The sequence below is a fragment of the Burkholderia sp. BCC0419 genome (assembly GCF_902830285.1).
Taxonomy (GTDB): domain Bacteria; phylum Pseudomonadota; class Gammaproteobacteria; order Burkholderiales; family Burkholderiaceae; genus Burkholderia.
On record NZ_CADESR010000001.1, the window covers coordinates 198,026 to 218,565 of the forward strand.

General features: G+C 62.0%; 14 protein-coding genes. All 14 read left to right on the forward strand.

Annotated elements, in window-relative coordinates; translation table 11 throughout:
* Nucleotides 1–173 precede the first annotated feature (173 nt).
* The 14 genes from HWW87_RS00900 to HWW87_RS00970 all read left to right on the forward strand — a co-directional run bounded on the left by HWW87_RS00900 (nucleotide 174) and on the right by HWW87_RS00970 (nucleotide 20,536).
* Nucleotides 174–1,451: an epoxide hydrolase gene (locus HWW87_RS00900; protein ID WP_175818879.1), complete on the forward strand. Its 1,278-nt coding sequence runs from the start codon at nucleotides 174–176 to the stop codon at nucleotides 1,449–1,451.
* A gap of 97 nt (nucleotides 1,452–1,548) precedes the next feature.
* Entirely contained in the window at nucleotides 1,549–1,833 is a 285-nt protein-coding gene (locus HWW87_RS00905; protein WP_175818729.1) for a hypothetical protein, read from the forward strand.
* Between the two features lie 122 nt (nucleotides 1,834–1,955).
* Complete coding sequence (locus tag HWW87_RS00910) at nucleotides 1,956–2,999, forward strand: alpha/beta hydrolase (protein ID WP_175818880.1); 1,044 nt, start codon at nucleotides 1,956–1,958, stop codon at nucleotides 2,997–2,999.
* Nucleotides 2,999–3,541, forward strand: coding sequence for a cytochrome P460 family protein (locus HWW87_RS00915; protein ID WP_175818881.1), 543 nt, complete (start codon nucleotides 2,999–3,001; stop codon nucleotides 3,539–3,541). The genes HWW87_RS00910 and HWW87_RS00915 overlap by 1 nt, the downstream gene beginning before the upstream one ends.
* A gap of 278 nt (nucleotides 3,542–3,819) precedes the next feature.
* Complete coding sequence (locus HWW87_RS00920; RefSeq protein WP_175818882.1) at nucleotides 3,820–4,167, forward strand: DUF4148 domain-containing protein; 348 nt, start codon at nucleotides 3,820–3,822, stop codon at nucleotides 4,165–4,167.
* Nucleotides 4,168–4,251: 84 nt separating this feature from the next.
* The gene (locus HWW87_RS00925; protein WP_175820646.1) at nucleotides 4,252–5,043 is read left to right on the forward strand and encodes an alpha/beta hydrolase; all 792 of its coding nucleotides are present in this window, start codon (nucleotides 4,252–4,254) and stop codon (nucleotides 5,041–5,043) included.
* Nucleotides 5,044–5,120: 77 nt separating this feature from the next.
* Nucleotides 5,121–6,521, forward strand: coding sequence for an amidase family protein (locus HWW87_RS00930; protein WP_175818883.1), 1,401 nt, complete (start codon nucleotides 5,121–5,123; stop codon nucleotides 6,519–6,521).
* Nucleotides 6,522–7,078: 557 nt separating this feature from the next.
* Entirely contained in the window at nucleotides 7,079–16,384 is a 9,306-nt protein-coding gene (locus tag HWW87_RS00935) for a hemagglutinin repeat-containing protein (RefSeq protein ID WP_208449922.1), read from the forward strand.
* The gene (locus tag HWW87_RS00940) at nucleotides 16,381–16,830 is read left to right on the forward strand and encodes a hypothetical protein (protein ID WP_175818884.1); all 450 of its coding nucleotides are present in this window, start codon (nucleotides 16,381–16,383) and stop codon (nucleotides 16,828–16,830) included. The genes HWW87_RS00935 and HWW87_RS00940 overlap by 4 nt, the downstream gene beginning before the upstream one ends.
* Nucleotides 16,831–17,155: 325 nt before the next feature.
* Nucleotides 17,156–17,314 carry an Imm8 family immunity protein gene (locus HWW87_RS37390; protein WP_175818885.1) on the forward strand — a complete coding sequence of 53 codons (159 nt, stop codon included), beginning with the start codon at nucleotides 17,156–17,158 and terminating at the stop codon, nucleotides 17,312–17,314.
* Between the two features lie 300 nt (nucleotides 17,315–17,614).
* A complete protein-coding gene (locus HWW87_RS00955) occupies nucleotides 17,615–17,860 on the forward strand; it encodes a hypothetical protein (protein WP_175818886.1) in 246 nt (81 codons plus the stop codon).
* 274 nt (nucleotides 17,861–18,134) lie between these two features.
* Nucleotides 18,135–18,296, forward strand: a complete 162-nt coding sequence (locus HWW87_RS00960; protein WP_175818887.1) for a hypothetical protein — start codon at nucleotides 18,135–18,137, stop codon at nucleotides 18,294–18,296.
* Nucleotides 18,297–18,339: 43 nt separating this feature from the next.
* The gene (locus HWW87_RS00965; RefSeq protein WP_175818888.1) at nucleotides 18,340–18,669 is read left to right on the forward strand and encodes a hypothetical protein; all 330 of its coding nucleotides are present in this window, start codon (nucleotides 18,340–18,342) and stop codon (nucleotides 18,667–18,669) included.
* Between the two features lie 106 nt (nucleotides 18,670–18,775).
* A complete protein-coding gene (locus HWW87_RS00970) occupies nucleotides 18,776–20,536 on the forward strand; it encodes a ShlB/FhaC/HecB family hemolysin secretion/activation protein (RefSeq protein ID WP_175818889.1) in 1,761 nt (586 codons plus the stop codon).
* Nucleotides 20,537–20,540 lie beyond the last annotated feature (4 nt).

Genomic DNA, 20,540 nt, shown 5'->3' on the forward strand with positions numbered 1-20,540 from the left:
TGTTCGCTCGCCGCGTAGCAGCTACAAACGCGTACAAATCAGACAAATCCGGGATACGTCAGACCTTTCAAATGGGCGACGCCGCGTGACGAGGGCGCTCCGGATTGAAAGCGAAGGCGCGACCCCGCGCGCGGCATGTTCACTTTCCACTTCACGAAAGGAGATGCCGAACGATGTCTTCCACTCCGTTTTCCCCGATGCGTCGCCACCTGCTGGCCACTTCCGTGGCCGCCGGGGTCTCGGCGATGCTGCCCACCGCGCTGCATGCCGCCACCGGCGCGAGCGGCATACGCCCGTTCACCGCGCACATTCCCGATGAAGCCGTGGCCGACCTGCGCCGCCGCATCGCCGCGACGCGCTGGCCGGGCCGCGAGACCGTCGCCGACGAGTCGCAGGGCGTGCGGCTCGCGCGCATGCAGGCGCTGCTGCGCTACTGGGGCACCGACTACGACTGGCGCAAGGGCGAGGCGCGCCTGAACGGTTTCCCGATGTTCATCACCGAAATCGACGGGCTCGACATTCATTTCATTCACGTGCGGTCGCGGCACGAGAACGCGATGCCGATGATCATGACGCACGGCTGGCCCGGTTCGATCTTCGAGCTGCTGAAGGCGATCGGCCCGCTGACCGATCCGACCGCGCACGGCGCGAGCGCGGACGATGCATTCCACGTCGTCGTGCCGTCGCTGCCGGGCTTCGGTTTCTCGGGCCGGCCGACGAAGACCGGCTGGGGTTCCGACCACATCGCGCGAGCGTGGGGCGAACTGATGGCACGGCTCGGCTATACGCGCTTCGTGTCGCAGGGCGGCGACTGCGGTTCGGTGATCTCGCATCGAATGGCGATGCAGCGCGTGCAGGGCCTGGCCGGGATTCACGTGAACATGCCGGCGACGGTGCCGCCGGATATCGCGACGCTGCTCGCGACCGATGCGCCCGCGCCGGCTTCGCTGTCGCCGAAGGAGAGGGCCGCGTACGAGAAGCTCGCGACGTTCTATCGCGACAACTGCGGCTACTCGGCGATGATGGTCACGCGGCCGCAGACGGTCGGTTATGCGCTTGCGGATTCTCCGTCAGGGCAGGCTGCGTGGATGTACGACAAAATCTCGCAGTGGACGTACAGCGGCGGTGTGCCCGAACGCTCGATCCCGCGCGACGAGATCCTCGACGACATTTCGTTGTACTGGCTGACGAACACCGCGACGTCGGCGGCGCAGATCTACTGGGAGGATCACTCGAACAACTTCAACGCGGTGGATATCTCGCTGCCGGCGGCGATTACCGTGTTTCCGGGCGAGATCTACCAGGCGCCGCGCAGTTGGGCCGAGCGCAGTTATCACAACCTGATCTACTTCAACGAAGTCGACAAGGGTGGACACTTCGCGGCATGGGAGGAGCCGGAATTGTTTGCGCGTGAAGTGCGGGCGGGGTTCCGGCCGTTGCGGCGCGTGTAAGCGGGGTTGCACGACGAACACCGGCCGGCCTGTTGCGCGGCCCGTGTTCGTTTCTACGCAACCGCTGTAACGCTTGCGAAAACCGCTTGCTCGCGAGATGCGCAACGTTGAAGCGGCAATACGCGGACAGACGATCGGCCTGTTCGGTGGAATGCTGTCGCGCCTGTTCGCGTTCAACACGGGCGTGCAGTTCATGGGCTATTACGTTGCGGTGCTCAGCGTGCCTGCAATCGCCAGGCTGTTTCGACGCAGCGGCGCAGGGGGCCGCGGGTGCCGCGCGGCAGCTCCCAAGCGTCGTTTTCTCGCGATTTTTGAATCGCCGTGTGTCGTGTTCGCAGACAGATACGTTGGGATACAAAGCCTCCAGATGGTTCGGATATAAAACCGGTGAAGCGATTCACAAGGCGGCGCGGTGCCATGCGCTGCCGCTGCGAATGGCGACACCCGATTGCCCGCACGTGCCGCGGGCCCCTTCCTTAGCGATCGACAATGGAGAAACGAGTCATGCCTGATACCGTGAACACCCGCCGCCGCCTGATCCTGGGCACCACGCTGGCAAGCCTGAGCCTGGCCGACCTCGGCTTTAGCGCGCTGGCGCATGCGCAGTCGGCGCCCGATGCATCGACGGCGAAGCGCCCGGCCGGCGCCGCGTCGCTGGGCACGATCCACCAGATCGACGCGGGCGTGCTCAACGTCGGTTATGCGGATCTCGGGCCGAAGCAGGGCCCGGTCGTGTTCCTGCTGCACGGCTGGCCGTACGACATCTACAGCTACGCGGAAGTCGCGCCGCTGCTCGTCGCGGCCGGCTATCGCGTGATCGTGCCGTACCTGCGCGGCTACGGCTCGACGACGTTCCGCTCGGCCGACACGGTGCGCAACGGCCAGCAGGCGGTGACGGCCGTCGATATCGTCGCGCTGATGGATGCGCTGAAGATCGACCGCGCGGTGTTCGGCGGCTACGACTGGGGCGCGCGCACGGCCGACGTCATCGCGGCGCTGTGGCCGCAGCGCGTGAAGGCGCTGGTGTCGGTGAGCGGCTACCTGATCGGCAGCCAGGCGGCGAACGCCAAGCCGCTGCCGCCGCAGGCCGAATTCCAGTGGTGGTATCAGTTCTACTTCACGACCGAGCGCGGCGAACTCGGCTACGCGCAGAACCGCGATGCGTTCAACAAGCTGATCTGGCAACTCGCGTCGCCGAAGTGGCAGTTCTCCGACGAGACCTATGCGCGCTCGGCCGCATCGTTCCGGAATCCCGACCACGTGGCCGTCGTGATCCACAACTATCGCTGGCGTCTCGGGCTCGCGAAGGGCGAAGCGCAATACGACGACATCGAGCGGCGTCTCGCGGCCGGGCCCGCGATCACCGTGCCGACGATCACGATGGAAGGCGACGCGAACGGCGCGCCGCATCCGGAGCCGGCCGCGTACGCGAAGAAGTTCACCGGCAAGTACCAGCATCGGACGATCACCGGCGGCATCGGCCACAACCTGCCGCAGGAAGCGCCGCAGGCATTCGCCGATGCAATCCTGCAAGTGGAGCATCTGTGATGCGGGCCCGCGTAAGGGTGTGGCGGCGCGGTGCGCGCCGTGGGCTCGTCGCGGGTGTGCTGCTGGTCGGCGCGTGGTCGGCAAGCGGCCAGGCCGCGTTCGCGGAACAGCCGAAGCCGGCCGCGGCCGCGTCGCCGATCTACGGCGTGACGATTCCGCCCGGCTACCGGAAGTGGGAAATGGTTGCGCCGGCCGAAGAGGCCGCACCGCTCGACGAGCTGCGCGTGGTGCTCGGCAACCCGGTTGCCATCCGCGCGCTCGAACAGGCGACGCTGCCGTTCCCGGACGGCACGATCCTCGTGAAGCTCGCGTACAAGCGCAAGCAGTCCGACGAGTTCGCGCCCGCGACGGTGCCCGGGCAGGCGACGACCGTGCAGGTGATGGTGAAGGACTCGCGCCGCTATGCCGCGACGGGCGGCTGGGGGTTCGGGCGCTTCATCAACGGCGTGCCGGCCGATATCGGCCAGCATCAGACGTGCTTTGCGTGCCATCAGGCGCGGGTGAAGAACCACGACTACGTGTTCACGCGGCTCGCGCCGTGACGTGATACGACGGTGTGAAGGTGACGGAAAGGCGTGCCCTGCGAGGCACGCCTTTTTTCGTGGTGCGCAGGGAACGGTGGAGCGCATCGGCAAGCGGGTTTGTATCGCACTGTATCTGCGGCCGTTCCTGAAAAACTGGCATGCAGAAAGCCCGGTTTCGGAAACATGCCGGATACGTGCGCGGGTTCTACTGTCGACATGCAGCAAACGTTCGGTGCAAGACGTTCACACCGGATGCCCAGTGATCGACACCTCAACTTTGTTCCAGGAGAACCTTCATGAAAGCCGCTCGAATCCTCGCCGTTGCCGTCCTCGCCGTCGCCCCCGCGCTGTCGTTCGCCGATACCGGCCACAGCCTCACGCGTGCTGAAGTGCGCGCCGACCTCATCCGTCTCGAGAAGGCCGGCTACAGCCCGGCCAGCAGCGAAGCGCATTACCCGGACGATATCGCCGCCGCACAGAACGCCGTCGCGGCTGCCGAGCAGGTCGCGCGTTCCGACCAGAACGGCCCGTCGAAGTCGCAAGGCGACAACGTGGCCGATGCGTCGACGCCGGCCGGCCATCGCGATGCCGCGCGGCCGCGCGCCGCGCGTAACGCCGCCGACGACCTGTACGCGCATTCGTGATCTCGCGCCGCGCTTGCCGCATGCAGGCGCGGCCGCTAGGGCAGTACTTCACTTCAACAACACGACAAGGAAAGGAGCATGACGATGGCCGGTTTGATGAAACGCGTTCTGGTATCCGCCGCGATGATCGGCGGACTGTTCGGTGCGGTCGCGGCGCAAGCCGCGCCGAGGGAAGACCTGAAGGGCACCAACGTCGTGCTCGTGCACGGCGCGTTCGCCGACGGGTCGAGCTGGAACCGCGTGATTCCGCTGCTCGAGGCGCGCGGGCTGCACGTGGTGTCGGTGCAGAATCCGCTGAGCTCGCTCGCCGACGACGCGGCCGCGACGAAGCGCACGATCGACGAACAGAAAGGGCCGGTCGTGCTGGTCGGCCATTCGTGGGCCGGCGTCGTGATCAGCGACGCGGGCAACGACGACAAGGTGAAGTCGCTCGTGTACGTCGCGGCGTTCGCACCCGACAACGGCCAGTCGATCGCCGACGTCACGCAGGGCCTGCCGGCGCCGTCATGGGCCGGCGAACTGCGCAAGGACGCCGGCGGTTTCGCACGGCTGTCGGACAAGGCGATCGCGCAGGATTTCGCGCCCGATTTGCCGCCCGCGCAGCAGCGCATCGTTGCCGCGACCCAGGGGCCGTGGTATAGCGGGTGCATCTCGGAGAAGGTCACGCAGGCAGCCTGGCATGCGAAGCCGTCGACGTTCGTCGTCGCGGCGCAGGACCGGATGATCGATCCGACGCTACAGGAAGCGATGGCGAAGCGGATCGGCGCGACGGTCGCGCGCGTGAACGCCAGCCACGTCGCGATGCTGAGCCAGCCGAAGGCCGTGGCCGATGCGATCATCGCCGCCGCCGAGCGCGCGAAGCAGGATACGCAGTGAGCGAATGCGGCGCCGCGCTTTCGTGAGGAGGCGCGGCGCCGTGAGTGATTGTGATGTCTTTCCCCCGAGGAGAAGTCATGACGCAACTCTGGCAACTGTCGGCAACCGAACTCGCGAAACGCATTCGGCAGCGCGAAGTGTCCGCGCGCGAAGTGGCGGACGCCGTGCTCGATCGTCTCGATGCAGTAAACCCGGCGATCAACGCGGTGGTCGAACACCGCCCCGACGACGTGCGGCGGCAGGCCGACGAAGTCGATCGCGCAATCGCGCGCGGCGACGATCCGGGGCCGCTCGCGGGCGTGCCCGTCACCGTGAAGATCAACATCGATCAGGCCGGCTTTGCGACGACCAACGGCACGCGCCTGCAGGACAACCTGATCGCGCATGCCGACAGCCCGGTGGTCGCCAACATCCGCAAGGCGGGCGGGGTGCTGCTCGGCCGCACCAATTCGCCGACGTTCGCGTTGCGCTGGTTCACGTCGAATCTCGTGCATGGCCGCACGCGCAATCCGCGCAATCCGTCGCTGACGCCGGGCGGATCGAGCGGCGGCGCGGCGGCGGCCGTGGCCGCCGGGATCGGCCCGCTCGCGGTCGGCACCGACATCGGCGGCTCGGTGCGCTACCCGGCTTATGCGTGCGGCGTACACGGCATCCGGCCGTCGCTCGGTCGCGTGCCGGCGTTCAATGCATCGTCGCCCGAGCGGGCGATCGGCGCGCAACTGATGTCGACGGCCGGGCCGATCGCGCGCACGATCGACGATCTCTCGCTCGCGCTGCGGGCGTTCTCCGCGCCGGATCCACGCGATCCGTGGCACGTCGCGGTGCCGTTCGACGGGTGCGAGGTGCCGAAGCGCGCGGCGCTGTGCGTGCGTCCGCGCGGCCTGGAGGTCGTGCCCGAAGTCGAGGCCGCGTTGCGCGATGCCGCGCGCCGGCTGGTCGATGCCGGCTGGGCCGTCGACGAGATCGACGATACGCCGCCGATGCGCGAGGCTGCGCTGTTGCAGGAACAGCTGTGGCTCGGCGACGGGTTCGGCGCGCTGGCGAACGCGGTCGAGCAAGACGGCGATCCGGGCGCGGCTGCGGTGATCGCCGCCGTGCGCGGCAAGGTGCGCGATCTGCCGGCCGACGTGATCAGCCGCGCGCTGGTCCGGCGCACGACGCTGACGCGAGAGTGGCGGCTGTTTCTCGATGAATATCCGGTGTTGCTGCTGCCTGTTTCATCGGAACTGCCGTTCCCCGACGATCTCGACCGGCAGGGGCCGGACGGCTTCGAACGCGTGTGGGAAGCACAACTGACGTTGCGCGCGCTGCCCGCGATGGGGCTGCCGGGGCTGGCCGTCACGACGTCGATCGCGAACGGCGTGCCGGTGGGCGTGCAGGTGGTGGCCACGCATCATCGCGAGGATCTGTGTTTGCTTGCCGGGCGCGATATCGAGGCGCGTGGCGTGCCGGTTGCGGTGGTCGATCCGGTGGTGTGATGTGTTGAAGAACGCGTGCATCGGCGATGCCGCAGGGCATCGTGCCGATGCATCGCGACGGTCGATCCTGCTCGTACTTTCCACGTCGGAATTCACGGCTGACTACGAGCCGGCCACGCAGATCAGCATGGCCGTTTGGAACGCGGGATTCCGGAGATTCCCGACGAAAGCGAGCCGGTGCGGAAATCAGCGGCACAGCTGCTCCCCGGCCTCCATCAAGGCAGTACAGGTTTAAAGTATTTTGAATATGGATCGGTATATCCAACCTCGTAATTCCGCCAGGATGTTTTGAGATGTTGAGTGGGGCGTTAATAAACAGCTTGCTGTAACCCATGCCATCTGTCTTTGCGACTGACCGAATAGGATGCCTAGTCTGCGGATCGTGATTATCGGTCGACGTATTGGTCGCTGGTACGGATACGAAAGAGCTTCAACGAACAGTAATACTCGTCACATATCGACCACGCTTAACAATTGTTGACGCTGATCGACCAGGTTTCGTGCGATGTTCGATGCTCGTGAGAGCGGATCGGACGAATCGCGAGTAGACCAAGGTCATGAATAAAAACCATTATCGGCTGGTATTCAGCCGCGTACGCGATATGTTGGTTGCGGTGGAAGAAACCGCCAGTGCATCAGGTAACGCAGGGCGGGGCGACATTGGTTTCGCCATTCGCTCGCCGCACGCATTTGCGAGATTCGCGCTTCGTCATGTGGCACTCGCAGCACTTGTTGCGGCCGGCGTGATGCCGATATGGGCCAATGCCCAGGTTGTTGCGGGCGGCGCGCATGCGCCGTCCGTGATCCAGACGCAGAACGGACTCCAACAAGTGAACATCAACCGCCCCGGCTCCTCGGGCGTGTCGATGAACACGTACAACCAGTTTGACGTACCCAAGCCAGGCATTATTCTCAACAACTCGCCGGTTAACGTCCAGACTCAACTGGGCGGCATTATCGGCGGCAACCCCAATTTCCAGGCAGGCGACGCGGCGCGTTTGATCGTCAACCAGGTCAACAGCAACAACCCTAGCTTTATTCGCGGCAAAGTCGAAATCGGTGGCGCAGCCGCACAGCTCGTGATCGCGAATCAGGCCGGGTTGTTCATCGATGGTGGCGGCTTCCTGAATACGAGCAGAGCCACGCTGACAACCGGCAATCCGAACTTCGGGCCTGATGGATCGCTGACGGGTTTCAACGTCAACCAGGGCTTGATTTCGGTTGTCGGCGCGGGGCTCGACACGGCCAATGTCGATCAGGTGGATTTGTTGGCCCGCGCCGTGCAGATCAACGCGAAGGCTTACGCGAAGACCCTGAACGTGGTGGCGGGTTCGAACCAAGTCGACTACAACACCCTGAACGCCACGCCGATCGCGGGCAACGGCCCCGCGCCCACCATCGCGATCGATGTTAGCCAGCTCGGTGGCATGTACGCGAACAGGGTGTTCCTCGTGAGTTCCGAGAATGGAGTAGGTGTTGCGAACGCGGGCGACATCGCGGCACAGGCTGGTGATCTGACGCTGCAAGCGAACGGTCGTCTCGTGCTCTCGGGCCGGACCAATGCGGCCGGCAATATGTCGCTGTCGGCCTCGGGCGGCATCCAGAACAGCGGCGTCACGTATGGCAAGCAATCGGTCACGGTCAACACCGGCGCTGCTGATCTGACCAACAGCGGCGCGCTGACCGCCCAGCAGAACCTGACCGCCAACGTCGGCAGTCTCAACTCGACGGGCACGCTCGGCGCAGGCATCAACGCCGACAGCACGGTCGGCACGAGCGGCGATCTGAGCGTGACGGGCAGCGGCCAGTTGACCGCGACGGGGACCAACAGCGCGGCCGGCAACGCGACGTTCACCGGTAGCGATGTGAATCTGTCGAACAGCGCGACGGCCGCCAACGGCAACCTCGCGTTGACGGCGACGGCGGGCGACGTGAACCTGACCGGATCGACCGCCAGCGCCAAGGGGGCCGTGAACGCGCAGGCGAGCGGCACGGTCATCAACGACCGGGGCAATCTGTCCAGCGGCGCGGGCATGACGCTCGGCGGCGGCAACCTGTCGAACCAGGGCGGCCGTGCAAATTCGCAAGGCCCGCTGTCGGTGCAGATGGCCGGCACCGTGTCGAACCAAAACGGCATGCTGAGTTCCCAAAGCACGGCCGACGTTCGCGGGAGTGCGATCCGGAACAATGCCGGGCTGATTCAAAGCGCGGGCAAGCAAACGATTGCTGGCGCATCCGTCGACAATAGCGCGGGCCGGCTGATTTCCCTGAACGCAGATGGACTGTCGGTGGCGGCAACCGGCGCGATCACGAATGCGGCCGGCACGAACGTGAGCGGCGATCCGGGCGGCGTCATCGGCGGCAAGGGCGACGTGATCGTACAGGGCAACACGGTCACGAACAGCGGTTCGGTGTCGGCCGACGCGAACCTGCATGTGATCGGCCAGAGCGTCGACAACGGCAACGGTATCCTGCACGCCGGGCAGACCGAGACAGTCGACGCCGGCAATCATTTTGCGAATGCCAACGGCCGGGTTGAGGGCCAAAGCGCCGTGCTGAATGGCGCGACGCTCGACAATTCGCACGGCACGATCAACGCCACCCAGGTTTCGCTGACCGGCACGACCTTGCTGAACCACGGTGGTACGGTCACGCAGACCGGTACCGGCCCGATGACGGTCGCGATCACCGACACGCTGGACAACTCGAACAACGGCCTGATCCAGACGCGCAGCACGGATCTGTCGCTCACGCCCGCTGCGCTGATCAACGACAACGGCGGCACGATCACGCACGTCGGCACGGGCACGCTGACAGTCGGCAACGCTTCAGGCACGGTCAGCAACAAAGCAGGCTCCATCGCCAGCAACGGCCGAACGGTCCTGCAAGGCAAGACGATCGATAACTCGGCGGGTTCCGCCTCCGGCCAAACGGGCCTGAGCGTCAATGCGGCCGACTCGATCACGAATACGAGCGGCAAGCTCACGTCGAACGCCAATGTCGACGTGACCGCAGGTGGTGCACTGGTCAACGACGGCGGCGAACTCGGCTCGAAAGCCGCGACGACGATTCATAGCGCCTCGCTGTCGAACCTCGGCGGCAAGGTCGTCTCGCCCACGCTGACGGCCACTGTCGCCGGCCTGATCGACAACAGCCAGGCTGGCGATATCGAAAGCAACCAGCTTTCGTTGACGGCCGCGAACCTGACAAACCAGGGCGGCCGCATTTCGCAATGGCAGAGCGGGCCGACCAAGCTCGCCATCTCAGGCACGCTCGACAATTCGAACGGCGGCGTCATCCAGAGCAACAGCACGGACCTGACGCTCGCGCCGGCCGTCCTGAACAACTCCAAGGGCACCGTCACGCACGGCGGCACCGGCACGCTGACGCTCGCGCCCGGCAACGGTGCGGGGGCCTTGCAAAATATCGGCGGCACGATCGGTACCAACGGGCAGGCCATCGTGAAGGCCGGCACTCTGGACAATGGTAGTGGCGTCATCGCTGCGAAACTGAGTCTGTCGGCCATGATCGCCGGGGCAATGAACAATGCTCAGGGCCTGATGCGCTCGAACGCGGCGCTGTCGATCATCAGCAACGGCGCGCTGTCGAACCAGCAAGGGCACATCGAGGCGGGCACGGCCGGCGACACGAGCACGCTGTCGATTCAAGCCGCGTCGATCGACAACACCGATGGCGCGGTGCACGACTTCGGCGCGGGCAAGATGACCGTGCAAGGCGGCAGCCAGATCGTGAACAGCCATGCGGGCGGCGTTACCGGCATGGGGCAGATGGCGGGGCAAGGCGATGTGACGATCGCCGCGAGTGCGATCTCGAATACGCAGGGCGGCCAGTTGATGGGCGGATCGCTCCATGTCAAAGGCGATACGGTCGACAATTCTGGCGGGCAATTAGGCAACGTCGCGAACTCGACCGGCGACGTGGATGTCACGACGACGGGGGCGATCTCGAACGCCAATGGTTCGATCAGCTCGACGCACGACCTGACGGTAGCGGCCTCGACGTTGCTCGGCGGTGGCGCATACAGCGCGGCGCACGACGCGACGATGAACCTGCAAGGCGATTTCACGACCACGCCGCAAACGCAGTTCAACATCGGTCACGACCTGACCTTCACGTTGCCGGGCACATTCACGAACAACGCGAACCTGCAATCGGTCAACAACCTGACGGTCAACGCCGGCAATATCGTCAACACGGGCGCGATGACGGCCGGTAGCCTGCTCAGTACGCATTCGGGCGACCTGATGAACTATGGCGCGATGGTCGGCGGTAGCGTCGCCATCCAGGCAAGCGGAACGGTGTCGAACCTCGGTCCTGTCGCTTTGATCGGCGCATCGGACACGTCAGGCCTGCTGGAAATTCTCGCGCACGACATCGAGAACCGCGACGACACGACGCTGGGCGATTCGATGCCGACCACGACGATCTTCGGGCTCGGCAAAGTGGCTTTGGCAGGCGGCAAGGATGCGAACGGCAACTACGCGAATGCGGCGTTGATCAACAATTCGTCGGCGGCGATCCAATCGGGTAGCTCGATGGAACTGCATGCCGACAAGGTCACGAACACGCGGCGCGTAATGCAGACCTCGGGCAACACGAGTCAGGTCGATCCGGCATTGCTTCAACAGCTCGGCATCAGCATGTCGGGGTGCGCCGCTTACTACATCGCGGCCTGTAGCGGTCAGGACGTGCACTGGATCAACCTGTTCCACGATCCGAATTTCCCTGATTACGATCCCGCGCCAATCATCGCCGCGCTCAAATTGCAGCCCGGCGGCGTCTTCACGGTACCGCCGAACGGCGGCCAGTGGAACAGCGGTTATCAGTACACGACCTACGAGGGCAAGGCGGTCGCCAATACCGTGACGAAGCTGAGCCCGGGCGCGCAGATCGCATCGGGCGGCGATCTCGACGCGTCGACTGTCAAGACGTTCCAGAACTACTGGAGCAGCGTGACGGCGACCGGCAACATCAAGCAGCCCGCGAGCCTCGACATGGATGGCTGGGGCGCAACGGGCCAGCAAGCGCCGGGCGTGACGGTCGCGTATTCCGGCTACTACCACTACAACAACTACGACAACACCGAACACAACTGGACCTTGCCGTTCGGCGACAAGCCGTTCGTCGGCGGGCCAGGCGGCTATACGCAGGCAGCGCCTGCCGACGTGCGGCAATACAGCTTGCCCGACTATCGCTCGACGTGGGGCGCAAACGGCACGATCTCGGGCAACGGCGTGAGCGTGAACAACACGGCGGCCAATGCGACCATTCCGTCGCTCGGCCTGCTGCCCGGTCAGGCCGTGCCGGGGCTGACGATCGGTACGGTGAGCGGTAACGCGAGCGGCACGCAATCGGGAGCCGCCGCGATCAAGAGCGGTACGCCCACCTGGATCGACCCGGTCATCGCGAGCGCGACCGCCGTGAACGTGTTGAACAACCTGACGATTCCGCAAGGCGGCCTGTACCGGCCGAATCCTGCCCCGAACCCGACATACCTCATCGAGACGAACCCCGCGTTCACTCGAATGAACAATTTCCTGTCGAGCGATTACTACCTTCAGCAGATCGGCGTGAATCCACTGACGACCGAAAAGCGTCTCGGCGACGGGTTCTACGAGCAGCAGCTCGTGCGTAACCAGGTCACGCAACTGACGGGCAAGGCAGTATTGGGCCCGTATACGGACCTTCAGGGCATGTATCAGTCGCTGATGGCCGCGGGCGCCGAATTGTCGAAGTCGCTGAACTTGCCGCTCGGCATGAGCCTGTCGGCGCAGCAGGTGGCCGCGCTCACGACCAACGTGATCATCATGCAGACCGAGACGGTCGGCGGCCAGCAGGTATTGGTACCGGTCGTATATCTGGCGAAGGCGGATCAGCAGAACGCGAACGGTCCGCTGATCACAGCCGGCAATATCGATTTGAAGAACACGCAGGTCTTCACGAACAGCGGCACTGTGAAGGCGGACTCGACGCTCGCGCTTCAGGGCAAGCAGATCGACAACGCGTTCGGCGCGCTGCAAAGCGGTGGGTTGATGTCGCTCGACACGACGGGCAACGTGGATCTCACCTCGGCCAACGTGAAGGCCGGCAGCCTCGACCTGAACGCAGGCAACAAGCTGATTCTGGATACCGCGACGCAGACGACGCATCAGGTGAGCCGCGACGGCGCGACGAGCGACAAGACGACGCTCGGGCCGGCCGCGAACCTGAACGTGGCAGGCGACGCGTCGATCAAGACCGGCGGCGACTTCCAGCAGAACGCGGGCAACCTGAACGTCGGCGGGAACCTGAACGCCAATATCGGTGGGAACTGGAATCTCGGCGCGCAGCAGACCGGCGAGCACAAGGTCGTGCAGCGTGCTAACGGCGTGTCGGATACGGACCTCAACAGCGCAACCGGGAGCACGGTGAATGTCGGCGGCAAGTCGGCCATCGGTGTGGGCGGCGACCTGACGGCGCAGGGTGCTCAGCTTAACTTCGGGGAGGGCGGCACGGTCGCGGCCAAGGGTAACGTGACCTTTGGCGCTGCGAGCGTCACATCGACCATCAACGCCAATAGCTCGGGCGACCAAGGGAATCGTAGCTATGCGGAAACCCGGCATGGGTCGGACCAGGCGCTGACGGGCACGACCGTCAAGGGCGGCGATACGCTGAATGTGGTCTCGGGCAAGGACGTCAATGTCATCGGCAGCACGATCGACCTGAAGAAGGGCGATGCGAACCTGCTGGCGGCCGGCGATGTGAATGTCGGGGCCGCGACCGAAACGCACGTGTACAACTCGCACGAGACGCATAGCCGTAGCGGCGTCGTGAGCGGCACAAAAATCGCCAGCAGCCAGGACGCGACCAGCACCGTTGCGAACGGCAGCCTGATTTCGGCGGACGGCGTGTCGATCGGTAGCGGCAAGGACATCAACGTTCAGGGTAGTACGGTTGTCGGCACTCACGATGTGGCGCTGAACGCGGCGCACGACGTGAACGTGACGACTTCGCAGGACACGATGCAGTCGTCGACCACCTATCAGGAACAGCACTCGGGCCTGATGTCGGGCGGCGGCCTGTCGTTCTCGGTCGGCAGCAGCAAGCTCGCGCAGCAGAATCAATCGTCGAGCGTGACGAACAACGCCAGTACGGTTGGCTCGGTGGACGGCAATCTGTCGGTTCATGCGGGCAATACGCTGCACGTTCAAGGCAGCGATCTGGTCGCGGGCAAGGACGTGACCGGCACGGCCGCGAATATCGTGATCGATTCGGCAACCGATACTTCGCATCAGGCGCAACAGCAGCAGACGAGCAAGAGCGGGCTGACGGTCGGCCTGTCGGGCTCGGTGGGCGATGCGATCAACAATGCGATCAGCGAGACGCAGGCCGCGCGCGAATCGGCGAAGGACAGCAACGGCCGCGCATCGGCGCTGCATAGCATCGCGGCGGCCGGTGACGTGGCATTCGGCGGTATGGGTGCCGCAAAACTGCTGGATGGCGCCAAGGGGACGCAGGCCCCGAGCATCGGCGTGCAGGTCAGCGTCGGTTCGAGCCATAGTTCGATGCAGTCGTCGGAAGACCAGACGATTCAGCGGGGTTCCAGCATCAATGCGGGCGGAACCACGAAACTGATTGCGACTGGCGACGGTACGCCGAAGGACGGCAATATCACGATCGCGGGCTCGAACGTGAACGCGGCCAACGTGGCGCTGATCGCGAACAACCAGGTCAATCTCGTCAACACCACCGATACGGACAAAACGCAGAGTTCGAACTCGTCGTCTGGGTCGAGCGTCGGCGTGTCGATCGGCACGAACGGCATCGGCGTGTCCGCGTCGATGCAGCGTGCGCACGGCGACGGCAATTCGGACGCGGCGATCCAGAACAACACGCACATCAACGCGAGCCAGACCGCGACCATCGTGAGCGGCGGCGACACGAACGTGATCGGCGCGAACGTGAACGCGAACAAGGTCGTGGCCGACGTGGGCGGCAACCTGAACGTGGCGAGCGTTCAGGATACGACCGTGAGCGCCGCGCACCAGTCGAGCGCGGGCGGCGGCTTCACGATCAGTCAGGCGGGTGGCGTCGGCGGGAGTTTCAGTGCGCAGAACGGCCACGCGGACGGCAACTATGCGGGCGTGACCGAGCAAGCCGGCATCCAAGCGGGTGCGGGAGGGTTCGGCGTGACCGTGAAGGGCAACACCGATCTGAAGGGCGCGTATATCGGTAGTACGGCCGATCCGTCGAAGAACAGCCTGACGACCGGCACACTGACGACGAGCGACATCGAGAACCACTCGCACTACAGCGCGAACAGTGCGGGCTTTAGCGCCGGCGCATCGGTCGGGCCGAGCAACAAGGCTGTTGGTCCGTCGTCGGTATCGGGCTCGGGCGGCGTCACGCCGATGGTGTTCCAGAACGACAGCGGCGACCAGAGCGCGACGACGAAGAGCGCGGTGAGCGCCAGCACGATCAACATCACGAAGCCGGGCGAGCAGACGCAGGACGTCGCGAACCTGAACCGCGACGCGACGAATCTGAACGGGACCGTTTCGAAGACGCCCGATGTGCAAAAGACGTTGTCGCAGCAGGCCGATACGATGAACGCGGTGCAGGCTGCCGGGCAGACGGTTTCGCAGGCAATCGGTCTGTATGCGGACAACAAGCGCGATGCGGCGCTGAAAGCAGCCCAGGCGGCGTATGACAGCGGCGACCTCGCCGGCGCGCAGGGCGCGTTGAACGAGGCCAAGGGCTGGATGGAAGGCGGGGTGTCGCGGGCGGAATTGCAGGGCGTGGGCGGTGCACTGATTGGCGGGCTCGGTGGTGGCAGTGCACTCACGGCGTTCGGCGGCGCAGCGGGTGCCGGCGCGTCGTCGCTCTTGGCCGGACAGGCCGAGAAGATCAGCAAGTCGGTGGGCGATACGACCGGCTCGTCGCTGGTCGGCAATATTGCTGCGAACGTGGCCGCAACGGTCGGCGGCGCATTGGTAGGCGGAAGCGCCGGTGCGTCGGCTGCGTCGAATGTGCAGCTTTACAATGCGGGTAACGATTCGAACAATCAAACGTCAAACGACGTATTTGCATCGTTGTCGAAGAAGGTCGCCCAAGCCATCGTCATGACGGCAGATGCCAAGGCCGGTGTCTGGAACGGGATGGTCAACATCGCGGGCGCGATCGTTAATATCCCGAACGGCGGACCATTCGCGTCGTCTGGTGATCCGGGATACGTTTCGCTCGATGGGTTGAAGAAGCCGTATAAGTCTGGAACATCGGCCGGGCCTGACGCGGAGTTCCTGACGCCTATCTTGGCGACGCTGGGTCTCGGCGGGAAAGCGGCAGTCGGAACTGATGCGGCAACAACAAGCAACGCAACCAGACAGATCGTTGAGACACCTAGTCAGACTATTTCGAATGGATCCGCGAGTGTTTCCCAAGGTGGGAAAGTTGCTTCCACCCCAAGTTCTACGGCCCCCAATTTTTCTGGCTCAGGACCCGTTCCAGGTGTTATTGCAATCACCGACAATACGTCGGTGGGCGCGCTGCGAAATTACAACCCATCGGGTGGAGGCGTGGAATTTGTATTTGATCCTACAACTAACACATTTGCTGTCGGAAAGCCCAAGGCCGGCTTGTTTGATGGTTCCCCACACCAACAACTCGTTCAATCGATTGGGGCAAATGATAAAAATATTGTTGGGGGGACATTTAGTCGCGCTCCAGACGGATCAATCATTACGACCGAAAATAGTGGACACTACGGTCAAAACTGGACGCCTCAGATATGGAATAAATTTCAACAATGGCTTTCGGATCGAGTTGGCGTTCCTGTCAATCACCAACCCTGGAGTGGGAAATGAAGGTTGAGTTGCTTTTTCCTCCAATTCTGGAGAATTCATCGGTCTGGATCGTGCGTGTTGGGAATGTTCAACTCGGCATTAACTTTGGTCATCGGTGGTGCATTAATACTGGCGGAGAAGGAAGGCTGATACAGACGCCAAACGACATGATGCCTATGCTCCCTTTGCTTGAGATCGGAAGAGGAGATTTTTATGAGCACTTGCTCCATATCGAGTCGAGTTGGGGAAAGTTGCTCGAGTTGACTGAATCATTTCCGGAGTCACTTTTGCTTCGGTTTGCATTTGATTCGTCATTTTCTGACTATTGGCCTATTAAGGCCTTGGATTGGCTTGACAATGAATCTTCGATTGACTCTGAGGTGATGGAGAGTTTGCGTAGAATTTCAGGGCAACGGTGGGTGTCGCAAAATTTAAGGCAGCGAGTAAAAAAGAAAATAGGGAAATGAAAGTTTATTGATGTGAAAATGACGTTGAGTGGGGTGCCGAATTGGTATGTCTCCCTTGGTTTATGATTAAGTGGGATTTTTTGTGAAAAATGCTCGCTTTGCAAGGGTAATTATTGATGTTTCTGTATTTTTATAATATTCCGGGATGCCGTGTATCGAGAAGCGCTGGCTCGTCTTGGGTGAGTAGCGATGGTCTTTGGATATATCGTCCGCCGTCAGCGAAGCCGAACAGCTCGTATGCCACAACCGGCGTGCAGGCCAATTTCGAATCGAAGCTCACGCCCGGTAGTAGGCCCATTAGTAACGGACACTTAAATATTAAGCCATGAAGGCAGAAATCAAATCGCTGCACTCCTTGCAGCTGGAAGACACGCTGATTAACTACCAGCCGGACGATGTATCGAACTTCGGCACTTGGATTCGTGCCTACATTGGTCCGCAAGGCGAGGCAGGTTCAGAGGCGTTCGACATAGAGGTTTGCTAAATCGCAATGTGCCATCAAGGGGGTAATATGGGGTAGACACATGCTAATTGTTGAAGCCTATGATTACGAGACCATCAAAGCGATCCTTGAGCACTACGTTGAAACTAGTCATGGTGATAATTGGTCTGTGATTGCCGCCAAGTTGAGTCGAATGGGGCATGGGAATTTGAAGATTATCAGGAGTGATGGTGCCTCTTGAGCAGTGTTGAGCGTGTGGTGACTGATTGCTCCAAGCAACAAAACAGATTAATGCTGAAAGTCTTGGCGTAACCAACATCAATGTGAAGGTGGTCCCGTCAAATGGAAAATAAGTACCTCGCGAGAATGGTTGTCGATGTTTCGATATTTTTGGAATATTCCGATGAGAACATCATTGATCCGGATGCGTCAATGGAGTTGTTGGAGCAAATTAGCAGTGAATTGCAAAAAATGACAGATGCTGAAAGAGCTTCTCTGTCGAATAGTATCCGTGAATTGGCACCGCAATATGGTCCGAGAGCGAATTTCGTGGCCGATCTTCCGTCAAATTTGGGACTTTCAGCGTAGCGATGAGCTCACGGTGCCTATCAGAGTGACGCCGGTTCGCCGCCATCGGTTGCTACCGCATATCCAATACGAGGTGCGAAATGAAGTGGGGCATGTGCATGAAGTCGAGGGACCCGAGCAACTACTTTATTGGGTTCTTACATGGGTGGTCGCACAGTCAGTGCCCCTAGATCATTGGCTGACTCCCATATTGCAGCCTAATGGGGGATTGGGGGGCGATCCGGGATGGGAAATAGACCATATCCCGAAAATAGATCACCCTGGGAGGTACAAGGTGTGGGCTGATCCCGATATGAGCGGAATTGAGCCATCTGAACGTATCTTTGACGCCCAGGTGTTTAGAAATGCATTGAAGGTGACATTGCTGGCCTTTAGGGATGAATTCCCTGAAAGAGCAGAAGAGGTTCGCGATGCTATTGTGAGATTTGATTTGTGAATTTAGGTTTCATCGATTTCAATTCTGATCAAGCGAGCTCGAAATGGCGGGATCGATAGTTATTTCTAAAGACGTTCGCGTTCCGGTGAGCACGGATCAATTCGATTATTTGATCGGCCGAATCGGTGATCAGTTTGATTCGTCAGGGATGCAGATTAAGAATGAGGTTTATCTTCCTGTGGAAGAGGGAGGGATGAGCTTCATCTCGACAGAATCGTTGGATTCTAACGATCTGGCAATTTTTTTGACGGCTGTGATGCGGGCTAGAACCGCTGCTCAGGCTGAGGGGTCATTTCTCTTATACGAGAATGTCTGGAATCAACTGGTTGAGAAATTGCGACAGGATGCTCGGCTCGGGATTTCGGGGGGCTGATTGAAACCTTGATCATAGTTGAGGCGCTGATGCTGATTGATGATCAGTGTTGTATCGATAACGGGGATGTTTGTTGTCTATTTCCGTCAATTCAAAACATAACTAAATGAAAATGACCAGACGGCTGGCGGTTTTGCCAATCACTACTTTGATCACGCTTGCTGCGCAAGCACAACAGGCGCCGTCTCCCAGTGACCAGGCCGCCGCTGCCCGCGCGAACGCCGAGCAGAATCAGCAAGCTCAGCAGCGCCGTGACGCGCAGCAGCGAGACGCCACGGTGCAAGCGCCGGGCATGCGTTCGGACGTGCCGCGCCCGGAAGCCTATCCGGTACTGCCGACCGAAACGCCGTGCTTTCGAATCGATCGTTTCGAGCTTGACGTGCCCGACTCGTTACCGGCTGCGTCAAAGGCGCAAGGCGCATCCGCCTTGCCGATGGATCGCTTCGCCTTTGCGCGCGACTGGCTCGCGCACTACGCCGGCCAATGCGTCGGTAAGCAAGGCGTCGACCTGATCGTTAAGGGACTATCGCAGGCCATCCTCGCACGCGGCTACATCACGACCCGCGTACTCGTGCCAGAGCAGGATTTGTCCTCCGGCACATTGAAGCTTGCCCTGATTCCGGGCGTCATCCGGCACGTACGTTTCGAGGACGAGAAGTTGCGCGGCACGTGGAAGACTGCGTTCCCGACTCGCGACGGCGACGTGTTGAACCTGCGCGACATCGAGCAAGGGCTTGAGCAGATGAAGCGCGTCTCAAGTCAGGATGTGTCGATGCGGATCGCACCGGGCGACATGCCCGGCGAAAGCGATGTCGTGCTCGACGTGAAGCGCGGCAAGCCATGGACCGTTGTCGCGTCCATCGACAATTCCGGCACGCGCGCGACCGGCAAACTGCAAGGTAACGTATCGCTTGGCATCGACAACCCGCTGGGCCTGAACGACATCTTCAACGTCGGTTTCAACCAGGACCTAGAGTTTGGTGACAAGCGTTTCGGTTCGCACGGCTGGAACGCGTTCTACTCGATTCCTTGGGGATACTGGACCGGTACGCTATCGGCCTATACCAGCACGTACTTTCAACCTCTCGCGGCTGTGAACCAGACATTCGTTGCCAGCGGCAACATGAAGACGGTCGACTTCAGGCTCAATCGCGTGTTGGCACGCAGCCGGAACGACGTGTTCGGTGCGCAGGTTCGCCTGACGCGCCGTTTCGGCGACAGCTACATCGAAGGCACGACGATACCGTCGTCGCACCAGAACGCGACCTTTCTCGAATTCGGGCTGAACGATCGGCACTATTTCGGCTCGTCGCAGTTCGACGGCTCGCTTGCCTATCGTCAGGGGCTCGGCTGGCTTGGCTCAACCGACAGCATGTTCGCAGCGGAGGGTGGACAGACTTACAGATTCAAGATGGTCGTGCTCGATGCGAATCTGTCGACGCCGTTCGTCATCGGTACGCAGCCGTTCAAATATGTGACGACCTTTCATGGTCAGTACACCGGCAACACGGTTTCGTACCTCGATAGCGTAACGATCGGCAGCCGTTATACCGTGCGGGGATTCGACGGTGAAACGCTGCTGGCGGGATCGCGTGGGTTCTACTGGCGCAACGAATTGCAGGTTCCCATCGCGCAGACCGGGCTATCGGCCTATGCCGGTCTCGACTATGGTCGGGTCTGGGGACCGGAGCCGGTTGCCTTGGTTGGCACGCAACTGGCAGGAGCGGTGATCGGCGTCAAGGGCAGCGTCGCGACGCGGTTCGGCGGATATGGTTACGACCTGTTTGCCGGCACGCCCGTCTACAAGCCGTCGGCGTTTCCGACTGCGCGCGTGACGGTTGGCTTTCAGGTGACTGCGCAGTTCTGAATAC

Bases quoted from the DNA above. Each gene is read 5' to 3' on its own strand.
- HWW87_RS00900 (WP_175818879.1), top strand. From the start codon at position 174: ATGTCTTCCACTCCGTTTTCCCCGATGCGTCGCCACCTGCTGGCCACT.
- HWW87_RS00905 (WP_175818729.1), top strand. From the start codon at position 1,549: ATGCGCAACGTTGAAGCGGCAATACGCGGACAGACGATCGGCCTGTTC.
- HWW87_RS00910 (WP_175818880.1), top strand. From the start codon at position 1,956: ATGCCTGATACCGTGAACACCCGCCGCCGCCTGATCCTGGGCACCACG.
- HWW87_RS00915 (WP_175818881.1), top strand. From the start codon at position 2,999: ATGCGGGCCCGCGTAAGGGTGTGGCGGCGCGGTGCGCGCCGTGGGCTC.
- HWW87_RS00920 (WP_175818882.1), top strand. From the start codon at position 3,820: ATGAAAGCCGCTCGAATCCTCGCCGTTGCCGTCCTCGCCGTCGCCCCC.
- HWW87_RS00925 (WP_175820646.1), top strand. From the start codon at position 4,252: ATGGCCGGTTTGATGAAACGCGTTCTGGTATCCGCCGCGATGATCGGC.
- HWW87_RS00930 (WP_175818883.1), top strand. From the start codon at position 5,121: ATGACGCAACTCTGGCAACTGTCGGCAACCGAACTCGCGAAACGCATT.
- HWW87_RS00935 (WP_208449922.1), top strand. From the start codon at position 7,079: ATGAATAAAAACCATTATCGGCTGGTATTCAGCCGCGTACGCGATATG.
- HWW87_RS00940 (WP_175818884.1), top strand. From the start codon at position 16,381: ATGAAGGTTGAGTTGCTTTTTCCTCCAATTCTGGAGAATTCATCGGTC.
- HWW87_RS37390 (WP_175818885.1), top strand. From the start codon at position 17,156: ATGAAGGCAGAAATCAAATCGCTGCACTCCTTGCAGCTGGAAGACACG.
- HWW87_RS00955 (WP_175818886.1), top strand. From the start codon at position 17,615: ATGGAAAATAAGTACCTCGCGAGAATGGTTGTCGATGTTTCGATATTT.
- HWW87_RS00965 (WP_175818888.1), top strand. From the start codon at position 18,340: ATGGCGGGATCGATAGTTATTTCTAAAGACGTTCGCGTTCCGGTGAGC.
- HWW87_RS00970 (WP_175818889.1), top strand. From the start codon at position 18,776: ATGAAAATGACCAGACGGCTGGCGGTTTTGCCAATCACTACTTTGATC.